The organism is Sphaerisporangium sp. NPDC005289 (assembly GCF_040607455.1).
In the GTDB taxonomy this organism is placed as follows: domain Bacteria; phylum Actinomycetota; class Actinomycetes; order Streptosporangiales; family Streptosporangiaceae; genus Sphaerisporangium; species Sphaerisporangium rhizosphaerae.
In genome coordinates this window covers 94,724-117,554 of record NZ_JBEXGS010000006.1, presented here as the reverse complement: position 1 = coordinate 117,554, position 22,831 = coordinate 94,724, and the positions used below count along the sequence as shown (strand labels likewise).

Annotated in this window: 19 protein-coding genes; 13 read left to right on the top strand and 6 right to left on the bottom strand. The window is 69.7% G+C overall.

The window, feature by feature from the left end:
- Window positions 1-89: 89 nt before the first annotated feature.
- Complete coding sequence (locus ABZT47_RS13015) at window positions 90-680, top strand: RDD family protein (protein WP_354840004.1); 591 nt, start codon at window positions 90-92, stop codon at window positions 678-680.
- Window positions 681-712: 32 nt separating this feature from the next.
- Window positions 713-2,149 carry a M1 family metallopeptidase gene (locus ABZT47_RS13010; RefSeq protein ID WP_354840001.1) on the top strand — a complete coding sequence of 479 codons (1,437 nt, stop codon included), beginning with the start codon at window positions 713-715 and terminating at the stop codon, window positions 2,147-2,149.
- A 29-nt stretch (window positions 2,150-2,178) separates the two neighbouring features.
- Here the strand turns inward: ABZT47_RS13010 and ABZT47_RS13005 are convergent, their stop codons facing one another.
- Window positions 2,179-3,096, bottom strand: coding sequence for an ATP-binding protein (locus ABZT47_RS13005; protein ID WP_354839998.1), 918 nt, complete (start codon window positions 3,094-3,096; stop codon window positions 2,179-2,181).
- A gap of 364 nt (window positions 3,097-3,460) precedes the next feature.
- On the opposite strand from ABZT47_RS13005, the gene ABZT47_RS13000 reads away from it, so the two are divergent.
- The 5 genes from ABZT47_RS13000 (at window position 3,461) to ABZT47_RS12980 (ending at window position 8,978) form a co-directional block, all read left to right on the top strand.
- Window positions 3,461-4,309: a helix-turn-helix transcriptional regulator gene (locus ABZT47_RS13000; protein ID WP_354839995.1), complete on the top strand. Its 849-nt coding sequence runs from the start codon at window positions 3,461-3,463 to the stop codon at window positions 4,307-4,309.
- Between the two features lie 7 nt (window positions 4,310-4,316).
- Entirely contained in the window at window positions 4,317-4,517 is a 201-nt protein-coding gene (locus ABZT47_RS12995) for a DUF397 domain-containing protein (protein ID WP_354839992.1), read from the top strand.
- 212 nt (window positions 4,518-4,729) lie between these two features.
- Window positions 4,730-5,203 carry a toll/interleukin-1 receptor domain-containing protein gene (locus ABZT47_RS12990; RefSeq protein ID WP_354839989.1) on the top strand — a complete coding sequence of 158 codons (474 nt, stop codon included), beginning with the start codon at window positions 4,730-4,732 and terminating at the stop codon, window positions 5,201-5,203.
- Window positions 5,204-5,245: 42 nt separating this feature from the next.
- On the top strand, window positions 5,246-8,464 hold the full coding sequence (gene fxsT / locus ABZT47_RS12985; RefSeq protein WP_354839986.1) for an FxSxx-COOH system tetratricopeptide repeat protein: 3,219 nt from the start codon (window positions 5,246-5,248) through the stop codon (window positions 8,462-8,464).
- 190 nt (window positions 8,465-8,654) lie between these two features.
- Window positions 8,655-8,978, top strand: coding sequence for a MazG-like family protein (locus ABZT47_RS12980; protein WP_354839983.1), 324 nt, complete (start codon window positions 8,655-8,657; stop codon window positions 8,976-8,978).
- 62 nt (window positions 8,979-9,040) lie between these two features.
- Here the strand turns inward: ABZT47_RS12980 and ilvA are convergent, their stop codons facing one another.
- The 3 genes from ilvA to ABZT47_RS12965 form a co-directional block, all read right to left on the bottom strand.
- On the bottom strand, window positions 9,041-10,255 hold the full coding sequence (gene ilvA / locus ABZT47_RS12975; protein ID WP_354839980.1) for a threonine ammonia-lyase: 1,215 nt from the start codon (window positions 10,253-10,255) through the stop codon (window positions 9,041-9,043).
- Window positions 10,256-10,327: 72 nt separating this feature from the next.
- Window positions 10,328-11,371, bottom strand: coding sequence for an ROK family protein (locus ABZT47_RS12970; RefSeq protein ID WP_354839978.1), 1,044 nt, complete (start codon window positions 11,369-11,371; stop codon window positions 10,328-10,330).
- Between the two features lie 235 nt (window positions 11,372-11,606).
- Entirely contained in the window at window positions 11,607-12,776 is a 1,170-nt protein-coding gene (locus ABZT47_RS12965; RefSeq protein WP_354839975.1) for an FIST N-terminal domain-containing protein, read from the bottom strand.
- A 170-nt stretch (window positions 12,777-12,946) separates the two neighbouring features.
- Here ABZT47_RS12965 and ABZT47_RS12960 point away from each other — a divergent pair, with 170 nt between their 5' ends.
- The 4 genes from ABZT47_RS12960 (at window position 12,947) to ABZT47_RS12945 (ending at window position 17,400) form a co-directional block, all read left to right on the top strand.
- Entirely contained in the window at window positions 12,947-14,416 is a 1,470-nt protein-coding gene (locus tag ABZT47_RS12960) for a sigma 54-interacting transcriptional regulator (RefSeq protein ID WP_354839972.1), read from the top strand.
- Window positions 14,417-14,557: 141 nt separating this feature from the next.
- Entirely contained in the window at window positions 14,558-16,513 is a 1,956-nt protein-coding gene (locus ABZT47_RS12955; RefSeq protein ID WP_354839969.1) for a hypothetical protein, read from the top strand.
- Window positions 16,514-16,733: 220 nt separating this feature from the next.
- Window positions 16,734-16,892 carry a hypothetical protein gene (locus ABZT47_RS12950; protein WP_354839967.1) on the top strand — a complete coding sequence of 53 codons (159 nt, stop codon included), beginning with the start codon at window positions 16,734-16,736 and terminating at the stop codon, window positions 16,890-16,892.
- Window positions 16,893-16,968: 76 nt separating this feature from the next.
- Complete coding sequence (locus ABZT47_RS12945) at window positions 16,969-17,400, top strand: hypothetical protein (protein ID WP_354839964.1); 432 nt, start codon at window positions 16,969-16,971, stop codon at window positions 17,398-17,400.
- A gap of 33 nt (window positions 17,401-17,433) precedes the next feature.
- Here the strand turns inward: ABZT47_RS12945 and ABZT47_RS12940 are convergent, their stop codons facing one another.
- Window positions 17,434-18,579 carry a cystathionine gamma-synthase gene (locus ABZT47_RS12940; protein WP_354839962.1) on the bottom strand — a complete coding sequence of 382 codons (1,146 nt, stop codon included), beginning with the start codon at window positions 18,577-18,579 and terminating at the stop codon, window positions 17,434-17,436.
- Window positions 18,580-18,964: 385 nt separating this feature from the next.
- Between ABZT47_RS12940 and ABZT47_RS12935 the strand changes: the two genes are divergently transcribed.
- Window positions 18,965-20,134, top strand: coding sequence for a histidine kinase (locus ABZT47_RS12935; RefSeq protein ID WP_354839959.1), 1,170 nt, complete (start codon window positions 18,965-18,967; stop codon window positions 20,132-20,134).
- 10 nt (window positions 20,135-20,144) lie between these two features.
- Here ABZT47_RS12935 and ABZT47_RS12930 read toward each other — a convergent pair whose 3' ends face one another.
- Window positions 20,145-21,524 (bottom strand): cystathionine beta-synthase, encoded by a 1,380-nt coding sequence (locus ABZT47_RS12930; RefSeq protein ID WP_354839956.1) that lies wholly within the window; start codon window positions 21,522-21,524, stop codon window positions 20,145-20,147.
- Between the two features lie 279 nt (window positions 21,525-21,803).
- Here ABZT47_RS12930 and ABZT47_RS12925 point away from each other — a divergent pair, with 279 nt between their 5' ends.
- Window positions 21,804-22,796 (top strand): SGNH/GDSL hydrolase family protein, encoded by a 993-nt coding sequence (locus ABZT47_RS12925; protein WP_354839953.1) that lies wholly within the window; start codon window positions 21,804-21,806, stop codon window positions 22,794-22,796.
- Window positions 22,797-22,831: the final 35 nt, after the last annotated feature.

Genomic DNA, 22,831 nt, shown 5'->3' with positions numbered 1-22,831 from the left:
CGCGCCGCGCGCGCGGCCGTGGACGGCGCCGAACCGGGGCACGCCCCCGCCCCGGTTTGGCGCCACCGCTTCCCGGCGATCAGTCACCCATGAGATCACCAGGAGGCGGACCGTACGACGGCCCCCCGGACGAGCCGCACGAGCCGCACGGGGGGCCGCCGTATGGGACCCCGGAGACCCCCTACGGCCCCGCGGGGCCGTCCGGCGCGCGCCCCTGGGAGGGGTACGACCAGGGCGGACCGCCGTACGGGCCCTGGGGCGCCCCGCTCGGCGGGCGCTGGCGCCGGCTGTTCGCCGGGCTGCTGGACCTCGTGATCGTCAGTGTGCTGACCTCCCCGTTCTCCACGACCCTGACCGTGCGGGCCGCCGACGGCAGCCTGGAGGCCGTCCGCACCGTCAACGGACTGGGCGTCGCGGTCGTCTGGTTCCTGTACTACTGGCTGCTCACGGCCTTCTGGAACGGCCAGACCGTCGGCAAGAGGCTGTTCCGCCTGCGGGTCGTGCAGTTCCCCACCCAAGAGCGGGTCTCGGCCGGGCAGGTGGCGGTCCGCGAGATCGTCTACGGGGTCTTCGGCGTGGTGTGCTGCCTGGGCCTGGTCGACCTGCTGTGGATCCTGTTCGACGGAAAAAAGCAGGCCCTGCACGACAAAGCCGCCTCCACCATTGTCGTAGACGCCTGATGACCTGCGGTTCTTCACGTAGGCTGCCTGACATGCAGCTCAAGGGTCCACGGCGGATGACCACCGCCCTGCTGTCGGCCGGCGTCGTCGTGCTGAACGCCTGCGCGCCCTCGAACGGGGCGACCGCGCCCCGCGAGGCGCCCGACGCCCGGTCGTCGAAGGACGGCACGATCGGCGCGGCCGGCATCGGCGACGCCGACTTCCCCACCGACGGCAACGGCGGCTACGACGTCGAGCACTACGGGCTGCGGCTCTCCTACGACCCGGCGGCGAAGAACCTCTCGGGCACCGCGGAGGTCAGGGCCCGCGCCACGCAGGGCCTGTCCCGCTTCGACCTCGACCTGCACGGCTTCACCGTCCACAAGGTCAGCGTGGACGGACGGCCCGCCACCTTCACCCGCAAGGGCGACGAACTGGTCATCGACCCGGCCGCCATGCTGGCCAAGGGCGCGGTGTTCACGGTCGCCGTCGACTACGGCGGCCGGCCCGACCCCGTCCGCAACTCCTCCAACCTGGGCACCTACGGCTTCATCCCCACCAAGGACGGCGCGTTCGTCACCAGCGAGCCCAACGGCGCCAGGACCTGGTTCCCGTGCAACGACCACCCCGCCGACAAGGCGACCTACGACTTCGACGTCACGGTGCCGAGCGGCATCACGGTCGTCGCCAACGGCGAGATGCGCGGCGCCCCGGTCACCTCGGGCGGTCGCTCCAGCTTCTCCTGGAGCGAGACGCACCCGATGGCGAGCTACCTGGCGACGATCACGCTCGGCAAGTTCGACGTCAAGACCGGCCGCTCACCCGGCGGCATCCCGGTGTACGCCGCCACCGACCCGGCCTTCCGCGACGACCTCGGCTTCCTGTTCAAGACTTCGGGCAAGGTCACCGACTACTGGTCCACGGTGTTCGGGCCCTACCCGTTCTCCTCGACCGGCGGGGTCATCGACGACTTCTCGGCCGGCTACGCGCTGGAGAACCAGACCAAGCCCATGTACGGCGGCTTCCAGCCCGACCAGGGCATCATCGCCCACGAACTGGCCCACCAGTGGTTCGGCGACAGCCTGAGCATCACCCGGTGGAAGGACCTGTGGCTGAACGAGGGCTTCGCCACCTACGCCGAGTGGCTGTGGAGCGAGCACAACGGCGGCACCACCGCCGACAAGACCTTCCAGGACTACTACTCGGCCAAGGAAGCGCCGATGTGGAAGTACCCCCCGGGCGCCGCCCAGCGCGATGACCTGTTCAACAACTCGGTCTACGTCCGCGGCGCCATGACCCTGCAGGCCCTGCGCCGTCAGATCGGCGACGAGACCTTCTTCAAGCTCCTGCGCACCTGGACCGACGAGCACCGCTACGGCGGCGTCACCACCGCCGACTTCGTCACCCTCGCCGAAAAACTCAGCGGCAAGCCCCTGACCCCCCTCTTCGACGCCTGGCTCTACAAACCCACCCGCCCCACCCTCCAGTAGCCGCGCCGGTCGGCGGCCTCGTGTATCGATCACAAAGAGTGATCGTCCTCCACGGAGAGATTCTCCTCCGAGCGTTCCGCGAGATCGGGCTCCGCCTCAAGTAACCCGACGAATGGCAGGTCACGCACGATCAGCCGCTCGGCGGACGAGTCGCCGGCGATGATCTCGGCGTTCCTGAGCTCGAGCCTCCATCGGGCCCAGACGGTCTTGCCGTGGCGACCGGCGAGCGGAGTGATGCCGTGATCGTGTGCGAGGGCGGCGACGATGGCGAGGCCGCGTTCGTGGAGGGCATCGAGGCCAAGGTCCAGGTGACGCGGCCGGTCGGGGCCGTGATCGGTAACGCGGACGCAGAACTCTCCCGGCACGGCCCACAAGGAGAGCCGGATCGGGGCCTCTCCGTAGGTCACCGCGTTCGCCAGCAATTCACTGACGACCAGAACGATGTCATCCGCGAGATCCCGAAGGTCCCAGGCGTTCAGGGTGTCGACGACGAGTCGACGGGCCTTGCTGACCATCGACAGATCGTGCGGCAGGTCCCAGCAGACGGTGCGAAGACCGTCAGGCGTCTCTGGCATCAAGGCTCCTTGCCGAGTGCGTGACGTATGCAGCGGTGAGTGAGTCGTCCGGCCGGAGCGGTCGGCCACGAGCGAGGAAACGCCGGCTTCGCCGCCCAGCCACGTGATCTGTTCGGCCTCGCGCATCAGGCGACGCAGCTCGTCCGTGTCCCGCGCCTGAACGATCACCGCCTCCGGGGCAGGCCAGGTGGCGAGGGCGTAGAAGCGGCGCGTACCCACGCCGTACAGGACCGTCCATCCGGGCTCCAGCAGGTCCAACTGGCGGGCGGCGGCTCGTTCCGACAGGTCCCACTGCCGCCGGGCGACCTGCTCGAACCCCGCCCCCTGCCGATGCCGCCCCTTCGGCCGCACCTGGTGCCCGTACCTGGTCACACGGCCACCCCGTACCGGTATGGCTCGTCCCTGTTGGGACTCCATGGCGGCAATATGCATTGATATGACACGTTATCGGCGCCCGAGAATCGAGAGTTGTGCCTGTATCTGCAGCTCTGCATCCACACAGTCGGCCAACGCATACAAACAGCGCGCGCGTTTCCATTAGTGTTTCGCATTAGGTCGCACCCTCCGACGTGCGATCAGGATCCCGCCAGGCGAGGCAACGCCTGGCAGGACTTCCCTTCGCACGTCATACTGCTGCGGGCGCCAGTTTTATGCAATACCCAAATCGCAATATCTATAATTATCCAATGCGCGGCTTTCGAGAGAGAAAAAACGATTTGCACAGAGGAGTGGAGTGATGGCGGCACAGAGCCCCACACTGAAACGACGTCAACTATCCGCCACCCTCCGTCAGCTGAGGGAGGAAAGCGGACTTACATCCACTGAAGCCGCCAAGCGTCTCGAATGGACCCCCAGCAAGCTGACAAGGATCGAACGCAATGAGTGGAAGTTGCCCAACGTCCACGACATCCGCCTCCTGCTCGACCTTTACGGTGTGACCGATCGGCATGAACGAGAGGCTCTCCTCATCCTCGCTCGCGAATCACGCCAACGGGGCTGGTGGGCGGACTACAAGGATGTGTTTCGCACCAACCTCCCAGCTTTCGAGGTTGGCGCCTCCCTGATCCGAACGTATGAGGCCACCCTCGTTCCTGGACTGCTTCAAACACCGGCGTACACTGCGGCGGTCTTCCGAGGCGGCCAGGTACTCGATGTAGCCGTCGTCAACCGCCATGTCGAAGCGAGGATCACCCGCCAGAAGATCCTCAGCCGTGAGGAGCCGCCCTCGCTGCTGGCGATCATCGATGAGGCAGCGTTGCTGAAGGCGATAGGCGGACGAGAAGTGATGCATGCCCAGCTTCGACACCTCATCGAGATGGCATCCCGGCCGAACATCACCATTCAAGTCATCCCAAACGCCATTGGCGCACATCCGGCACTGACCGGAGGCCCTTTCGTCATCCTGGACTTTCCGAGCGATCCGAGCGTGGTCTACATGGCGACGGCAACCGACAGTCTCTGGCTGGATAGACCCGAGGAGTACCAGCGGTATAGCCTGATATTCACCCATGTGTCGACGTTGGCGCTCTCCGCAGAGGAGTCGACGCAGCTCATAGCCGCGCTCATGGACCCAGGGACGAGGTAGGCGAAACATGGATCAAGGCATGCTCGCCTGGCAGAAGAGCAGCCACAGCGGAACCGATGACAACTGCGTCGAGGTAGCACATCTTCCCCTAGGAGATCTGGCCGTCCGGGACAGCAAGAACCCCACCGGCCCGGTGCTGCGCTTCACCGCCGGCGAGTGGCGAGCTTTCATCAGTGACACGAAGACCGGCCGGTTCGCCACCCCATAGCGTTCAGGGGTGGGCCAGGCGAGATAGGCGGAGCGTGGATCTCTGCCCTCACCAACGCGCAGTAGGGGCTGATCAAGGCTTCCGACAGTCCCTTAATCCGGAATCCGGACTGCATTATGGGACATCTCGCCCACCTCATCGGCATTGGTACGTTGCGTGCTGGCATGTTGCGTAGAGTTGTGCGGACCATCCCAGCGTCAGCGGAAGGCACCATGGCGGAGAACGGTCCGGTTGCGAGCCAGTCGAAAGACTTCTTCATCACTTACAACGGGAAGGATGAGGACTGGGCGACGTGGATCGCCGGAGCACTTGAGACCGCCGGATACACCATCACCATTCAGGCATGGGATTTCCGCCCTGGCGATAACTTCATGACAGAGATGGATCACGCTCTGGCGACCTGTCGGCGCACTCTAGGTGTGCTCTCGCCCAACTATCTCGCTTCTCTCTTCACCCGAGCAGAGTGGACGGCGGCCTATCGCCAAACGTTGCTCGGTGAACCTCGGCGGTTCATTCCGGTGAGGGTCGCCGAATGCGACGTCGCCCCATTGCTCGGGCCGTTGGTCTACATCGACCTGGTAGGCGTGGCGGAGAACGAGGCCCGCGATCGACTGCTGGCCGGCGTCGCCGACACGGTGAGCCGAGTACCCCGAGACCCCCGATTTCCAGGCGCTTCGGACCGTTGATCCCGGTAGAAGCAGGTCAGGCGGCGGAGCCCAGGAGATTCTGTGTCGGATACCGAATACAGTGCGGAGTTCTTCGTCAGTCACGCGGACACCGACGTGCAGTGGGCGGAGTGGATCGCGGCCGAACTGGAAGGCGCCGGATACGGGGTGATCCTCAAGGCGTGGGACATCCGGCCCGGGGACAACCGCCTCGACAAGATCGATGAGGCGCTGTCCACCTGCCGCCACACCCTCTACGTCCTGTCCGCCGAGCATGACGCGGATGTGGCCGCCCGCACCGCCGCCCAGTACCAAGAACTCCAGGGCAAGGAACGAGCCCTGATCCCCGTCCGGGTGGACGAGGGCGATGGCGACATCCCGCCGACGATAGCGGCGCTCGTGCCGATCGACCTCCGCGGCGTGGACGACGAGGAGGAGGCCCGGCGCCGGTTGCTGGCGGGGGTAGCCGACCGCGCGGAACGGGTCGCACGAGAAGGCTTCCCCAACAGGTCCGCGAAGCGGGTCCGATTTCCTGGCGCCGAGCAGGAGGTGTACGAACTTCGCGGGCACCGTCCGGACCCGCGTTTCATCGGACGCGATGACACGCTGGCCGATCTCTACCGTGCACTGCGGGCGAACCGTCCGACTTCCGCCGTCCAGGCGATCACCGGCCTGGGCGGGATGGGCAAGACCCAGGTCGCCGTCGAATACGCCTTTCGGCACGGTGTCGCGTACGACGTGGTGTGGTGGGTGCGGGCCGAGGACCCGACCACGCTGCGGGGAGACTACGCTGAGCTTGCCACCGAGCTGGATCTGCCGTTCGAGCAGGACGACCAGGCGATAGCGGCGCTTCGCCAGTCACTGCGCCGCCGCAAGAACTGGCTGCTGATCTTCGACAACGCCGAGGACCCTGATGAGCTCCTACCGCTGCTCCCTGAGCGGCACATGGGGCATGTGCTCATTACCTCTCGGCGGCCGGAATGGCCGCATGCGGAACTCCGGCACCTCGACGTCCTCCCCGTCCCCGCCGCGTTGAACTATCTGCGGCAGTGGGGACGGGTGTCTAGCGCTGACACGGCAAGGGACCTGGCAGAGGCCCTCGGATGTCTGCCGCTGGCGCTGGCCCAGGCGGCGAGCGTCATCGCGGACGGAATGGCCGCCACCGACTACCTCGACCAGCTCCACAAGCAGTCGCCGGAGCTGTTCACGCGGGGACCCACCGGGAACCACCAGGCGACGATCGCGTCCACCTGGCGGGTGTCCTTCGGCCGCCTGGCCGACCGGTCCCCGGCCGCCGTGGCCCTGTTACGCCTCGCCGCGTTTCTCGGAGCCGAGGCGATCCCGCTGGCCCGGCTCGTTCCCGTACCGGGCATGCCTGCCGACTTGGCCGAGGCGCTGACCGACCCGTTCCGCCGTACCGAGGCCACGCAGTCCCTCCGGGAGTACTCTCTGGCCAAAACCGGTGACGGCCTCATGTCGATCCATCGCATTGTGCAAGCCGTCACGCGCACCGAACTCGCCGCCGACGAAGCTCTCTGGGCCGGGTTTGCGCTCGCGACTATGAGCACCACGTTTCCCATTGAGGTTCGTGACCCCACGTCTTGGCCGACGTGTGAAACGATGCTCGCCCACGCTCTTTCGAGTGCACAACACTCCCAGCGACTCCACATCGACATCACGGAGACCATCGACCTGCTGGATCGGGTTGCGCGATACCTCCTGGCTCGAGGAAGGTCTGACCAGGCGGCCGCGGTGGTCGAGGACGCGCTGGCCTTAGCCAAATCGCTTCCCACCGATGCGCTTGAGTATCTTCGCTGCCGCAACACCCAGGGACTGATCCTGCTGAGTCAGGGCAACCATCACAAGGCTCGGCAAGCGCAGGAGGAGGTGTATCAGGCCCGGATACAGCAACTCGGAGAAGACCATGGAGACACGCTGCGGGCTGGCCGAGATCTTGTTGAGGCCCTCTTTCACCAAGGTAAATGGACCGAGGCCACTCATCTACAGGATCGACTCGTCGACGAATTCACCGCGGTCCTCGGCTCGGAGGACCTAGAAACGGTCACCGCTTCCGCTTACCAGGCAACTCTCCTTCGCAGTGCCGGACAGTATCGACAGGCCCACCTCCTGGAGGGGCGGGTTCTGGAAGTGCGTCGCCGTGTCCTCGGCGACGAACACCCCGACACCCTCAAAGCGACCTCCAACCTCGCCGCCACCCTCCGCGAACTGGGCGAGTACGAACACGCCCGCACCCTCGAAGAACAGGTGCGCGACGCTCTCCGCCGACTCTTCGGCGACGAACACCCCGACACCCTCAAAGCGGGCGGCAACCTTGCCACCACCCTCCGCGCACTGGGCGAGTACGAACACGCCCGCACCCTCCAAGAACAGGTGCGCGACGCTCTCCGCCGACTCTTCGGCGACGAACACCCCGACACCCTCACCGCGATCGCCAACCTTGCCGCCACCCTCCGCGCACTGGGCGAATACGAACACGCCCGCACCCTCCAAGAACAGGGGCGCGACGCACGCCGCCGACTCCTCGGCCACGAACACCCCGACACCCTCACCGTGACCGGCAACCTCGCCATCACCCTCCGCGCACTGGGCGAGTACGAACACGCCCGCACCCTCGATGAACAGGTGCGCGACGCTCTCCGCCGAATCCTCGGCGACGAACACCCCGACACCCTCAAAGCGACCGGCAACCTCGCCACCACCCTCCACGAACTAGGCGAATACGAACACGCCCGCACCCTCGAAGAACAGGTGCGCGACGCACGCCGCCGAATCCTCGGCGACGAACACCCCGACACCCTCACCGCGACCGGCAACCTCGCCACCACCCTCCACGCACTGGGCGAATACGAACACGCCCGCACCCTCCAAGAACAGGTGCGTGACGCCAGTCGCCGAATCCTCGGCGACGAACACCCCAACACCCTCACCGCGACCGCCAACCTCGCCGCCACCCTCCACGCACAAGGCGAATCGGCGAAAGCGCAGTCCTTGCTCTTCGAAGCCCTCACTGCCAGTCAGCGGGCCTACGGCAAGAAGAACACGGTCACATCCCGTATCGCCTGGCAGCTGGTGTCTCTCCTTGACGCGCCTCATGAAGCGAACAGGAAGAAATCCGTCGTCATTGAGAACCTCTCCTGGCTGTCGAAGGAACCACCCAGCAGGCTGAGTGGAGAGCAGAAGAGCATCAAGGAGCGCATCAAGCGCTTCCTTTTCGGCGGAGGCAAGCCGGCCAACCGCCGCCCGTCGAAACGCAAGAAATAGCCTGCCCGCATGGGTCCACCAGGCCCTCTCGTCCAGAAGCGTCCGCCAGATGAGGTAAGGCAGTCTCACAGAGGGTCTGTCCGCGCCGCTGCTCACTGTTCTGCGACGTGGTCAGCGAGTCCAGGGTCGTACGGGGTGGGCTCTCCAGATCTGCCACGCTCTTCGCATCAGGCGGATAGTTTTGCTGTCCATGGACGCCGGTACCTGGGGGAACGTCGAGCGGCTCGTCGGCTGGCTGGATGCGGCGAGTGCGCTTGCGCCTGAGAGTGAGCTGCTGTTGCGGCTGATGAAGGTGTCGGAGGAGACGGGCGAGGTCGCGGCGGCCGTCATCGGCGCCCTCGGCCAGAACCCCCGCAAGGGTGTCACCCACACGTGGGAACAGGTCGACGCCGAGCTCTGCGACGTCATCCTGACCGCCATGGTCGCCCTGCGGTCACGGAACACCGACGCGGCGAACGTCTTCCGTGAGCACGTCACCGGCGTCGTGACCAGAGCCCTCGGCTCACCCGCCTAGACCCGGGCTCCGGACGATCGCGGGGCCGCGATGCCGGCGTCCTGGCGAGTCGATTTCTTGGCCTATCCGAAGATGAGTTTGTAGCCGTAGCGGCGCAGGCCGGCGAGGACCTCGTCGCAGTGGACGGGGCCCCGGGTCTCCAGGTGGAGCAGGACCTCGGCCTCGTCCAGGTGGAGGCGGGGGTCGACCCGCTCGTGGCCGACGTCGAGCACGTTCGCTCCGAGGTCGGCCAGCCGGGCGAGCAGCGTCGCCAGCGCCCCCGGGCGGTCGGGGAGCCGCAGCCGGAAGGCGAGATAGCGACCGGCGGCCGACAGGCCGTGGCGCAGCACCCTGGACAGCAGCAGTGGGTCGATGTTGCCGCCGGACAGCACCGCGACCACCGGCGGCTCGAAGGCGTGCGGCCAGTCGAGCAGCGCCGCGACCCCGGCCACGCCCGCCGGCTCCACGACGAGCTTGGTGCGTTCGAGGCACAGCAGCAGCGCGCGCGACAGCGTCTCCTCCGAGACGGTGACCACACTGTCGACCAGGTAGTGGATCATCTCGAACGTGATGTCGCCGGGCCGGCCGACGGCGATGCCGTCCGCCATGGTGGACGCCGGGTCGACCATGACCGGGTGCCCGGCCGCCAGCGAGGCGGGGTAGGCGGCGGCCTGTTCGGCCTGCACGCCCACCACGCGCACCCCCGGGCGCATGGACTTGACCGCGAGCGCCACCCCGGCCGCGAGCCCGCCGCCGCCGATCGCGACCATGATCGTGCCGACGTCGGGGAGCTGGTCGAGGATCTCCAGCCCCACGGTGCCCTGGCCCGCCACGACGTCGGGATGGTCGAAGGGGTGGATGAACACCGCCCCGGTCTCCTCGGCGTGCTGCTTGGCCGCGGCCAGCGCCTGGTCGACGGTCGTCCCCGAGAAGATCACATCGGCCCCGTAGGCGCGGGTCGCCTCGACCTTGGGAAGCGGGGCGCCCTCGGGCATGAACACCGTGGACTTGCAGCCCAGCAGCCCCGACGCCAGCGCCACGCCTTGGGCGTGGTTGCCCGCACTGGCCGCCACCACGCCGCGGGAGCGCTCTTCCTCGGTCAGCCGGGCGATGCGCACGTAGGCGCCCCTGACCTTGAACGACCCGGCCCGCTGGAGGTTCTCGCACTTGAGGTACACCGGGCCGCCGATCATCTCCGACAGCACGCGCGAATGCAGCAGGGGGGTGCGGATCACGACGTCTTCGAGCAGATCACGGGCGGCGACCACATCGTCGTAGGTCACCTCAGACTGCGCCATGCCCGCAGTCTCCCACTCCTGGCTCCGCCGTAATCTCACCGGCCCACCGATCACCCGCCCCCCGCCGTCATCTCACATGTCGGGCGGGCCGGTCCAGTAGTGGGCGGGGCGCAGGACCAGGGCGGCGGCGCCGATGAGGCCGGCGTCCTGGCCGAGGTGGGCGGGGACGACGCGGACGCGCTGGGCGAAGCCGAGGCGGGCGTGCTTCCGCAGCGCCTCCTCCAGGGGGCCGAACAGCAGTGGCCCGGCCTGCGACACGCCGCCGCCGATGGTCACGACGTCCAGGTCGCACAGGTGGGTGGCCGAGGCGATGCCGATGCCGAGCGCGCGGCCGGCGCGGGCGAAGGCCGCGAGAGCGACCGGGTCGCCCGCGGCGGCGTCGGCCGCGAGCTGCCGGCCGCTCGCCTGCGCGGCCTCGACGTACGGTCCCTCGGGGCGGGCGCCGGTGGCGCCGGGCTTCCAGCCCTGCTCCAGGGCCCAGGCGGCGAGGCCCGGGCCGCGGCTGATGGCCTCCAGGCATCCACGGCCGCCGCACTCACATGGGGGGCCGTCGGGGTCGATCACGACGTGCCCGATGTGCCCGGCGTTTCCGGTGCCGCCGTCGATCAGCCGGCCGCCGAGGATGAGCCCGCCTCCGACCCCGGTCGAGACGACCATGCCGAGCATGTCGTCGCTGCCCCGGCCCGCTCCCCGCCAGTGCTCGGCGGCGGCGACGCAGATGGCGTCGTTGTGGACGCGCACCGGCATTCCGGGGAACCGCCCGGCCAGCCTCTCGCGGAGCGGGAACCCGCGCCAGCCCGGCATGTTCAGCGGCGAGACGGCGCCCTCGGGCCAGGTCATCGGCCCGCCGCAGCCCACGCCCACGCCGACCGGCCGGGCGTCCGGCCGCCGCGCGAGGACCACGTCGATCAGGTCGGCCAGGGCTTTCCACAGCGTCGCGGCGTCCCCGCCGGGCGGCGTGGCGACGCGCTCCGCGACGATGATCGCTCCGTGCGCCCCGACCAGCCCGGCGGCGAACTTCGTCCCCCCGATGTCGACCGCCAGCACGCACTCGGGGCCGCGCCCCGCCTCCTCCACCAGCTCGCGCGCGACGTCCCCCAATAACTCCCGCCCCACCGACCACCCTCCAAGCCCTCGTCCATACGCGCCCCGCCAAGCGGACCCGCTCCCCCAAGGATCACACGCCCTGTCCCCCGCCCGCCGACCAATTCGACGCGGATCGGCCCAAGAACCCGCTCGGGGCGCGGCGGTGCTGTGAGGAGGAGGGAGGGGTGAGGAACGAGCCCCGTACGACGACGAACGGCGCCGCCTCAAGGGCGCCCCGAGCCCGCCGAGCGGAGCGAGGCAGAAGCTACGCAGAGAAGACGAGGATGGCGGCGGAGAAGCCGTGGACGTGGTTGTGGCCGGCGACCGGGCCGACTTCGCCGGCGGCGAAGAAGCCGGCCATGCCGATGGGGCCGAGGGTGTCGTGCAGGGCGAGCACGTCGTGGTCGGAGCTGCCGAACATGGCCGACCCCCTGCCGTTGCAGGAGAACAGCAGGGCGCCGTCGATGCGTCCGCGCTGTTCCACGTGGGCGTCGAGCAGTTCGTACAGGTCCTCGTCGGCGGCGGCGGCGTCGCGGACCTGGAAGCGGACGCTCTGCCCGATGTCGAGCACGTCGCCGACGGCCACGGCCTCGCGTTCGGGATCGATGCCGAGGATGCCGCGGATGAGGAAGTCTCCGCGTTCGTGGCTTTCGGCGTACTCGTCCATGGCGACGCCGATCTGCAGCCCGGAGGCGACCAGTTCGCGGTCCTCCTCGTCCAGGCCGCTGACGATGTCCTCCAGGCGGGCGAGCGCGGGCTGCCCGGCGAGCTCCAGCAGCAGGTTGTCCTCGGATCGGGTGACGACCATGGTGGGGCCGATGGGGCGGCAGCCCTGGCTGACCACGGTGCTCACGTTGATCGGGCCGCTCAGCATGACGCCGATCGCCCCTTCGGTGTACATCTCGCCGCCGGCGAACAGGCGCACCGAGCCCTGCCCGCCGATGCCGTTGGCCAGGCCGCCGACGATCGGGAGGTCGCCGAGGACGTCGCAGGAGTGCTCGACGAAGGCGTCGGTGGGGAAGCTGTAGGGGTCGGCCAGCAGGACGGCCACCCGGTCGTCGGGGTCGCGGTCGGGCAGGCCGATGATGACGAAGCGGTCCTCCATGCGGAGGGTCTCCAGGGCGAAGGTGGTCGCGCGGCCGCCGTCGAAGCTGGCCGCCCACGCGCTGACCGCCGAGGTCAGCTCGACTCCCTGGCCGTCGCCGATGACGCCGGTGGCGCTGCAGCCGATGATCTCGGCGCCCGGCGCCATGCGCATGGCGCGCAGCCCGGCGCGGGCGACCTCCTCGGGGTCGTCGCCGCAGATGAAGAAGCACACGAGGTCGGGTGGTCCGGAGAGGCCGGACAGCGCTTGGCGTACCGCGGCCTCCGCGGCGCCGACCAGGTCGGGGCCCACGGCGAGACCGTCCGAGAACCGGCTCGTCAGCACTGCCACACGCCTCGCCTCCTCCAGTGTCGCGAGTCGTAGTGTGTCGTACGTTCGCCCCTCTTAGCCGGATTGTCCCCACTACGGGACTAACAACGCGTACGGAGCGCCCCGCAATAGTCAAGATCCGAAATCCGGAATGCTGCCGACACCGTCCCCCGCGACGTAGTCTCGTCTTCGTGCATGAATCGCCCACACAGCGAAGTGAAACGCCGCAAGCTCGCACTCTCCGTGAGCTGCGCGAAAGTGGACACACCTATCGCACGGTCAAGGCGGAGATCCGCGAGAATCTGCTGGCCAGGTTACGCTCACGGGCGCCGAGATTCCCGGGCATCGTCGGATTCGACGAGACCGTGCTGCCCCACCTCGAGCGAGCCCTGCTGGCGGGTCACGACCTGGTCCTGCTGGGCGAGCGCGGTCAGGGCAAGACCCGCCTCATCCGCACCGTCACCGGCCTGCTGGACGAGTGGACCCCGGTCATCGACGGCTGTGAGATCAACGACCATCCGTACGCGCCCGAGTGCGTCCGCTGCCTCAAGCTCGCCGCCGAGAAGGGCGCGGACCTCCCGGTCGCCTGGAAGCACCGCGACGACAGGTACGGCGAGAAGCTCGCCACGCCCGACACCTCCGTGGGCGACCTGATCGGCGACGTCGACCCCATCAAGATCGCCGAAGGCCGCACGCTGGGCGACCCCGAGACCGTCCACTACGGCCTGGTGCCCCGCACCAACCGGGGCGTGTTCTCGGTCAACGAGCTGCCCGACCTGGCCGAGCGCATCCAGGTGTCGCTGCTGAACGTGCTGGAGGAGCGCGACATCCAGGTCCGCGGCTACAACCTGCGGCTGCCCCTGGACATCCTGCTCATCGCCAGCGCCAACCCCGAGGACTACACCAACCGCGGCCGCATCATCACCCCGCTGAAGGACCGCTTCGGCGCGGAGATCCGCACGCACTACCCGCTCACCCTGGAGGACGAGCTGGCGCTCATCCGCCAGGAGTCCGCGCTCAACTGGCGCGGGCACGAGCCGGAGGGCCAGGGCGGCGCGGCGGAGGCGGGCCTGAGCGCCGAGCTGCCCGAGCACCTGGTGGAGACGATCGCCCGGTTCACCCGCCTGGTGCGCGAGTCCACGGCCGTGGACTCCCGGTCGGGCGTGTCGGCCCGGTTCGCCATCGCCGCGGCCGAGACGGCCGCCGCCTCGGCGGTGCGGCGGGCGGCCCTGACCGGGGAGGAGCGCCCGGTGGCCCGGGTCGCCGACCTGCCTGGCGTCGTCCCCACGCTGCGGGGCAAGGTGGAGTTCGAGGTCAGCGAGGAGGGACGCGAGGTCGAGGTGCTGGCGCACCTGCTGCGCCGGGCCGTGGCCGAGACCTTCCGCGGCACCCTGGGCGGCATGGACCTGTCGGCGCTGCTGGACAAGTTCTCCGAGGGCGCCCAGATCGAGTCCGGCGAGATGACCCCCGCCACCGAGCTGCTGCAGCAGATCGGCCCGGTCAACGGCCTCTCCAAGATCATGGCGGGCGTCGGGATGGGCGAGGGCGAGGAGTCCCCCGGGCACGCCGCCGCCGCGCTGGAGTTCGCCCTGGAAGGGCTCTACCTCATGCGCCGCCTGTCCAAGGACGAGGTCGACGGAGGCGCGGTCTACCGCACCTGAGCACCCCGGGCCCGCCGGCCCCTCCGGCCGCGCCGGGCCCGGCCTCCGGTCTCCCCCTTGCTCCGGGAGTCCGGACGCCCCCGTCTGCGCTAAGCGGACGTTCTTCGCACACCGGACATACGACGATTAGGCTCACATGCGATGAGTGGCTACCGATACGGCGAGTACCACGACGGCCCGGACCCGCTGGCGCCTCCGTACGACGTCCGCGCCGCGCTCGACGAGATGGGCGACGCGATCCTGTCCGGCTCCACCCCGCTGGACTCCCTGCGCGACCTGCTCCGGCGCGGCCTGCCCGGCGCGCCCGACCGGCGCGGCCTGGACGAGCTGCTGCGCGAGGTGCGCCGGCGCCGCCGGGAGCTGCGTGAGCGCGGCAACCTGAACGGCACGCTCGAACGCGCCCGCGCCCTGCTGGACAAGGCGATCGGGCAGGAGCGCGCCGAGCTGTTCCCCGACCCCTCCGACGACGCGCGGTTGCGCGAGGCCGAGCTGGACTCGGTGCCGGCCGACACCGCGAGCGCCGTCCAGCAGCTCGGCTCCTACGAGTGGCGCTCGGCCGCCGCGCGGCAGACCTTCGAGGAACTGCGCGATCTGCTGCGCCGTGAGGTCCTCGACAGCCGGTTCCGTGGAATGCGAGACGCGCTCGCGAATCCGGACCCGGAGGCGATGGAACGGGTCCGGCAGATGATGTCGGATTTGAACGACATGCTGGACCGGGATGCGCAAGGCCGGCACACCCAGCAGGATTTCCAGCAATTTATGGAAAAATATGGGGAATTCTTCCCGGAGAATCCCCGGAACCTCGAAGAACTGGTCGACATCCTCGCCCGCCGCGCCGCCGCGGCCCAGCGCATGCTCGCCTCCATGACCCCCGAGCAGCGCGCGGAGCTGCAGGCCCTGATCGACCAGACTCTCGACCAGGCCGGCCTGTCGGAGCAGATGGCCCGCCTCGGCGAGGCCCTGTACGCCCGGCGGCCCGACCTCGCCTGGGACGGCTCCGAGCGGATGGACGGCGACCAGCCCCTCGGCATGGGCGACGCCGTCAGCGCGCTGGAGGAGCTCGCCGACCTCGACCGCCTGGAGCAGTCGCTCGCACAGGACTACCCGGGCGCTCGGCTGGACGACGTCGACGAGGCCGCGATCCGCCGCGCCCTCGGCCGTTCGGCGGTCGACGACCTGGAGGCCCTCAGGCGCATCGAGCGCGAGCTGGAGGAGCAGGGGTACCTCCGCCGCCAGCGCGGCAAGCTGGAGCTGACCCCGAAGGCCGTGCGCAGGCTCGGCGAGACCGCGCTGCGCCGCGTGTTCGACTCGCTGGACGCCGGTCGCCGCGGCGACCACGACCAGCGGGACGCGGGGGCCGCCGGCGAGCTCACCGGCACCACCCGCCCGTGGCGCTTCGGCGACGAGCAGCCCATCGACGTGGTGCGCACGCTGGTCAACGGCGTGCGGCGGGGCGGGCCGACCGGCGAGGGCCGGGTGTCGCTGTCCGTCGACGACTTCGAGGTGGCCGAGACCGAACGGCGCACCGCCGCCGCCGTGTGCCTGCTGGTGGACCTGTCCTACTCCATGGCGCTGCGCGGCACCTGGGCGCCCGCCAAGCAGACGGCGCTCGCCCTGCAGGCGCTGGTGGCCTCGAAGTTCCCCGGTGACGCCGTGCAGATCGTCGGCTTCTCCAACTACGCCCGGGTGCTCCAGCCCGAGGAGCTGGCCGGGCTCGAGTGGGACATGGTGCAGGGGACCAACCTCCACCACGCGCTGTTGATCGCGGGCCGCCACCTCGACCGGCACCCCGACTTCGAGCCGGTGGTGCTGGTCGTCACCGACGGCGAGCCGACGGCCCACCTCATGCGCAACGGCCGGTCCTGGTTCGAGTGGCCGCCCTCGCGCGAGACGCTGGAGCTGACGCTGGCCGAGGTCGACAAGATGACCCGGCGCCGGGCCACGATCAACGTCTTCATGCTGGCCACCGACGAGCGGCTCAAGGAGTTCGTGGACGAGGTGGCGCGGCGCAACGGCGGCCGGGTCTTCTCCCCCAGCGCCGACCGGCTCGGCGAGTACGTGGTCAGCGACTTCCTGCGGGCGCGCCGCTCCCGCTGAACCAGGGCGCCTCTGAGGGCCGACCCCCGCGAGCTGGTCTATCGACTGGTTTACGGGGGTATGTCCATTTCACTGGACCGCTTTCCGATTTGGTCCAGGCATTCGATGCGCTTCGTTAATCGGTTGCTGACTGATATGCAATACCGGAGGATATTTATTGGAGGTGGTCCAAGCCATCGCAAAAGCGGCCGGCAACGGCCCGTCATGAAAGGAGAGTGCAATGTTCGCCGCGATCGCTCTCCTGGCGCTCATGATCATCACGGTGGCGATGTTCGAGCTCACCGTGAACAACCGCCACCTGCAGGCGAGGCCGCCGGTGGACGAGCCGCCCCTCACCGAGGAGGCGGCGCAGGACGCCCCGAACGTCCCGAACGCCTGAGCCGCGTCCCATGATTGTGCACGGCCGCCCGTCACACCGTTCCCACGCTGATCACTGAGACGGTAGCCTCAGCGGCATGTCGTTCCTCGACAAACTTCTGCTGTGGCTGCACATCGGCTTCGCGATCTTCGCGATCGGGCCGGTGACGGTCGCCACCAGCTTCACGCCGCGATACATCCGGGCCAAGGACGTCGGGGTGCTGCGTCATCTGCACCGCACGACGCGCGTCTTCGGCGTCCTCACCCTCGGCGTCTTCCTGTTCGGCATCGCGCTGGGCGGCAGCGCCCTGGGCCGGCCCTACCTGTCGATCTCGATGACGCTGTTCGTCGTGGCGGCGGTGCTGCTGGTCATCATCGAACGCGACCAGCGCGCCGCCGTCCGGGCCCTGTCCAACGAGACGCCCGAGGACGACGCCAAGGTGCAGACCGGGCGCATCGCCACTCTGGGCTCGATCACCGCGCTCATCTGGCTGGTGATCCTCGTGCTGATGGTGTGGTTCAACCCCTGACGCCGCCGGCGCCAGGGGGCGGCGTCGTCCTGCTCAGCCGCCGAGGGCGTAGGTGAGGTCCGCCAGCAGGTCCCCGGCGGTCTCGATGCCGATCGACAGGCGCACCAGGTCCGAGGGCACCTCCAGCGGCGAGCCCGCCGCCGAGGCGTGGGTCATGCGCCCCGGGTGCTCGATCAGCGACTCCACGCCGCCGAGCGACTCGCCCAGCGTGAACAGCTTCGCGCGGTTGCAGATCTCGACGGCCGCCTCCTCGCCGCCCGCCACGCGGAAGGAGACCATGCCGCCGAAGCGCCGCATCTGCTTGGCCGCCACCTCGTGCCCGGGGTGGCTCGCCAGACCCGGGTAGAGCACCTGGGTCACCTTGGGGTGCGACAGCAGCAGGTCGACCACCCGCTCGGCGTTGTCGCAGTGGCGCTCCATGCGCAGTGCGAGGGTCTTGATGCCGCGCAGCGTCAGCCAGGCGTCGAACGGGCCGGCGACGGCGCCCATGGCGTTCTGGTGGTAGGCCAGCTCGTCGCCGAGGTCGCGGTCGCGGGCGATGAGCGCGCCGCCGATCACGTCGGAGTGCCCGCCGACGTACTTTGTGGTCGAGTGGATGACCACGTCGGCGCCGAGGGCGAGCGGCTGCTGCAGGTACGGCGAGGCGAAGGTGTTGTCCACCACCAGCCGGGCGTCCGCCTGGTGGGCGATGGAGGCCAGCGCCTCGATGTCGGCGATGTTCAGCAGCGGGTTGGTGGGGGTCTCGACCCAGATGGCCTTGGTGCTCGCCGGCCGGACCGCCGCGCGCACCGCGTCCAGGTCACCGAGCGGCACCGGGTCGAAGTGCAGGCCCCAGCGCTCCAGGACCTTGGCGAACAGCCGGTAGGTGCCGCCGTAGGCGTCGTCGGGGATGATGACGTGGTCGCCGGGCCGGCAGATCGTGCGGAGCAGGGCGTCCTCGGCCGCCAGGCCGGAGGCGAACGCCATGGCGCGCGTCCCGCTCTCGATGGCCGCCAGGCACTCCTGCAGCGCGTCCCTGGTCGGGTTGGCCGAGCGGCTGTACTCGTACCCCGACCGCAGCCCTCCCACGCCGTCCTGCTTGTAGGTCGACACGGCGTATATGGGGGGCACGACCGCGCCGGTGTGCGGGTCGGGCTCCTGGCCTGCGTGAATGGCCAGCGTCTCAAAGCCTTCAATCATGACTTCACGGTATCGCCCTCTCGGAGGGGGAAACGGCGGCAGGGGACGACGTACCCGCGATGACGCCGGGATCGGCCCGGCGCTCGCCCGCGCGCGGCGCCGGGAACCCCTAATGCCGGCCGTGCGGAGACCGAGCGCTCCGGACGGCGGCTCCGGCTCCGCCGCACGACGTCGATGCAACGCGCCGCCGGCCGGACGCTCTCACGGGCGCGACCACATGATCGGCGCCGTGTGAACCCCGTTTTCCCGCGCGGCCGCCCCGACCGGGAGCAATAGGGCCCCCGACTTCGCGGGCAGGGCCCCCCGAACGCCGCGCGGGCACGGCCTCGGGAACCGGCCGAACGGCCGATACGGGATGTCCGGACGGCGGTTAACCTCGATGCCTGTGAGGGAGACCCCGCAGCTGGTCCACGTCGTCCAGCGGCTCAGCGAGATCACGCTGGTCGGGTTCCTGTGCCTGCTGCTGGCGGTCGACACGGTGATCGCCTTCCAGGTCGGCAAGGCGCAGCCGGCGGTCCCGCTGTGCGGCCTCATCGGCATCGGAGCCTATCTGCTGCGCCACCGCTACCGCGCGCAGGGCGCGGTGCTGCTGATGGCGATGTCCGCGGCCGTCTCCATCGCGGTGCTCGCGCTGCGCTCCCACGGCAACCCCGGGCTGGCCGAGGCCGGCGCCCTCCTGCTGATCACCGTGGGCGTCGTGCGCTGGGTCCGGCCGCTGCGCACGGCCGTGCTGCTGGCGGTGCTGTCGGCCCTCACGTTGCAGCTGGCGAGCCTGCGCCCGATGACCTCGGCCAACCTCGCCTTCGGGTTCATGATGTTCGTCGCCTGGGCCGCCGCCATGGGCATCGGCAGCTACCTGCGCTACCAGCTGGAACGCCGCCAGGCGACCGTGAGCGCCGTGCGCAGGGCCGAGCGCCTGGAGCTGGCGCGCGAGCTGCACGACCTGGTCGCCCACCACATCACCGGCATCGTGGTCCAGGCACAGGCGGCCAAGGCGGTGGCGGCTCACCGGCCCGACGCCGTCGAGCCCGCCCTTTCCGCCATCGCCGGCGCCGGGGCCGACGCGCTGGCCTCCATGCGCCGCCTGGTCGGCGTCCTGCGGGCCGAGGACGACGCCTCGCGGAACGCGGGGGCCACCACGCTCGCCGACCTGCGCATGCTCGTCGAGCGCTTCTCCTCCTCGGGCCCGCAGGTGGCCTTCGACGTGGGCCAGGGCCTCGCTGAGCCGTCGCTGGCGCCGGAGGTGCTCACCACCCTGCACCGGGTCCTTCAGGAGTCCCTGACCAACGTACGGCGGCACGCGCCCCACGCGGCCTGGGTGACGGCCGACCTGCGCCCGGCCGAGCGCGGGGTGGCGCTGCGCGTGCGCAACCCGCGGACCTCGGCCGACCCCCGCCTGTCCAAGATGGGCGGGGGGTACGGGCTGGTCGGCATGGCCGAGCGGGTCAAGGCCGTCGGAGGCGACCTCGTCGCGGGCCCCGCCGCCGACGGCGCGTGGGAGGTCCGCGCCTGGTTCCCTCTCGACCGCGCGGACCGCGAGACCACCGCCTCCTGACGGGCGAAGGTCAGGCGTTGACCGTGCTGGCGAGGAAGGCCAGCAGGTCCTGGCGGGTGATCAGGCCGATCGGCTTGCCGTCGTCGAGGACGACCGCCGCGTCGGCCTTCTCCAGCGCCTCGATGGCGACCGCGACCGGCTCCCCCGCGCCGACCATGGGGAGCGGCGCGGACATGTGGTCCTCGATGGGGTCCTCGCCGCGCACCTTGCCCCGGTACAGCCCCTCGAGCAGGTCGCGCTCGACGATCGAGCCGACCACCTCGGCCGCCATGACCGGCGGCTCCTCCTTCATGACGGGAAGCTGCGAGACGCTGTACTCGCGCATGATCGAGATGGCCGTGCTGACCGACTCGTGCGGGTGGGTGTGCACGAACTCCGGCAGGCCGGGGGACTTGCGGCCGAGCACGTCGCCGACCAGCCCCTCCTCGCTGGAGGAGGTCAGGAAGCCGTAGTCGGCCATCCAGTCGTCGTTGAAGATCTTGGACAGGTAGCCGCGCCCGCCGTCCGGCAGCAGGACGACCACGACGGCGTCCGGACCGGCCTCGGCCGCGACCCGCAGGGCGGCCACGACCGCCATGCCGCAGGAGCCGCCGACCAGCAGAGCCTCCTCGCGCGCCAGGCGGCGGGTCATCCAGAAGGAGTCCTTGTCGGAGACCGCGACGATGCGGTCGGCGATCTTGGTGTCGTAGGTCGCCGGCCAGAAGTCCTCACCGACGCCCTCGACCAGGTAGGGACGCCCGGAGCCGCCGGAGTAGACCGAGCCCTCGGGGTCGGCGCCGATGATCTGCACCCGGCCGCCGGAGACCTCCTTGAGGTAGCGCCCGGTGCCGCTGATCGTGCCGCCCGTGCCGACGCCGGCGACGAAGTGGGTGATGCGCCCCTCGGTCTGCTCCCAGATCTCCGGCCCGGTCGAGCGGTAGTGGCTCTCGGGGTTCTCGGGGTTGGAGTACTGGTCGGGCTTCCAGGCGTTCGGCACCTCGCGCACCAGCCGGTCGGAGACCGAGTAGTAGCTGTTGGGGTGGTCGGGCGAGACCGCCGTCGGGCACACCACGACCTCGGCGCCGTACGCGCGCAGCACGTTGATCTTGTCCTGGGCGACCTTGTCGGGGACCACGAACAGGCAGCGATAGCCGCGGTCCTGGGCCACGATGGCCAGGCCGATGCCGGTGTTGCCCGAGGTCGGCTCCACGATGGTGCCGCCGGGCCGCAGCGCGCCCGAGCGCTCGGCGGCCTCCACCATGCGCAGGGCGATGCGGTCCTTCACCGAGCCACCGGGGTTGAAGTACTCGACCTTGGCGAGGACCTGCGCCGAGATGCCGGTCGTGACCTTGCGCAGCCGCACGAGCGGAGTGTCGCCCATGAGCTCGATGAGCGAATCGTGAACGCGCACCGGGAATAACACCTCATTTGCCGAAGCTGTGTCAGCGTGCCGATTGATGCCGGTTTCCGGTGCGTGATCCGGGTCCGGCTGGTTCCAATTCCTCACCGTACCGTCACGACCAGGACCACAGGGGACGGGCCGCCACGAGTCGGGGGCCCCTAAAGACGGGCGCGGGCGCACGGCGGTCCTCGTCGGCCGCCGTTCACCGGCCGCCCGCGTCGTTGTGAGCACCGCGGCCGGGATGGGAATCATCACAGAAGCAAACGGATCCAGGAAAGGACACCGGAAGTGATCTGGACGCCCGCGACCGCACGGGCCGCTCGCCGGATCGCCACCGCGGCCGCGTTGGGCGGCGGTGGAGTGACCGCGCTCGGAGCCGCCATGTACGCCGTCCTGTTCACCGAGGCGCTGGTCGCCCGCAGAATCGTCGGCCGCCCGCACGGCATGGACGGCCCCGCCTCAGATGGGCTCTACGGCCGGGCGGGGGCCGAGCAGGGCCGGCCCATCGCCATGGTCATGCTGGGCGACTCCACCTCCGTCGGGCTCGGCGTGTCCGATCCGGAGGACACCCCCGCCGTGATCATCGCCAGAGGCCTGGCCGCGGCCGCCGGCCGGCCCGTCCGGCTCGACGTGTTCGGCCGGTCGGGCGCGGTGTCGGCCGACCTGTCCCACCAGGTGGACCGCGCGCTCAAGACGCGCCCGGAGATCGCGGTCATCTTCGTCGGCGCCAACGACGTGACCACCAAGACCCGGCCCGGCGACGCGGTCGGGCACCTGCGCGAGGCCGTGGCGCGGTTGCGCGAGGCGGGCACGGAGGTCGTCGTCGGCACCTGTCCCGACCTCGGGACGATCCGTCCCATCGCCCAGCCGCTGCGCTGGATGACGCAGCGGTGGAGCCGGCAGCTCGCGGCGGCGCAGACGGTGGCGGTGATCGAGGAGGGCGGCCGCACGGTGGCCTTCGCCGACATCCTCGGCCCGGAATTCACGACATATCCGGACGAGATGTTCGGACCTGATCGATATCACCCATCTGCCCGAGGTTACCAACGGTCCGCTTACGTAGTGCTACCTTCTGTATGCGCCGCGTTGGGATTCGGGCCCGAGCCCGAGCCCGAGCGCGGCGAGGGATCGCAATCGATTTACCTCGCGGCGGCCAAGGCCGCGGAGGAGTCCGGCACCGAGGTCACCGCGACCCGCGTCGCCGGCCGCGCGACCGGCCCCCACGGCAGATGGGCCATGATTCTTCGTCGGCGGCCGGGGACGATGCCTCGCAGCGCCTAGACCCGGTCACCCTCCGCGATACAGCCGTCACTATG

Bases quoted from the DNA above. Each gene is read 5' to 3' on its own strand.
- ABZT47_RS13015 (WP_354840004.1), top strand. From the start codon at position 90: ATGAGATCACCAGGAGGCGGACCGTACGACGGCCCCCCGGACGAGCCG.
- ABZT47_RS13010 (WP_354840001.1), top strand. From the start codon at position 713: ATGCAGCTCAAGGGTCCACGGCGGATGACCACCGCCCTGCTGTCGGCC.
- ABZT47_RS13000 (WP_354839995.1), top strand. From the start codon at position 3,461: ATGGCGGCACAGAGCCCCACACTGAAACGACGTCAACTATCCGCCACC.
- ABZT47_RS12995 (WP_354839992.1), top strand. From the start codon at position 4,317: ATGGATCAAGGCATGCTCGCCTGGCAGAAGAGCAGCCACAGCGGAACC.
- ABZT47_RS12990 (WP_354839989.1), top strand. From the start codon at position 4,730: ATGGCGGAGAACGGTCCGGTTGCGAGCCAGTCGAAAGACTTCTTCATC.
- ABZT47_RS12980 (WP_354839983.1), top strand. From the start codon at position 8,655: ATGGACGCCGGTACCTGGGGGAACGTCGAGCGGCTCGTCGGCTGGCTG.
- ilvA (WP_354839980.1), bottom strand. From the start codon at position 10,255: ATGGCGCAGTCTGAGGTGACCTACGACGATGTGGTCGCCGCCCGTGAT.
- ABZT47_RS12955 (WP_354839969.1), top strand. From the start codon at position 14,558: ATGAGTGGCTACCGATACGGCGAGTACCACGACGGCCCGGACCCGCTG.
- ABZT47_RS12950 (WP_354839967.1), top strand. From the start codon at position 16,734: ATGTTCGCCGCGATCGCTCTCCTGGCGCTCATGATCATCACGGTGGCG.
- ABZT47_RS12945 (WP_354839964.1), top strand. From the start codon at position 16,969: ATGTCGTTCCTCGACAAACTTCTGCTGTGGCTGCACATCGGCTTCGCG.
- ABZT47_RS12940 (WP_354839962.1), bottom strand. From the start codon at position 18,579: ATGATTGAAGGCTTTGAGACGCTGGCCATTCACGCAGGCCAGGAGCCC.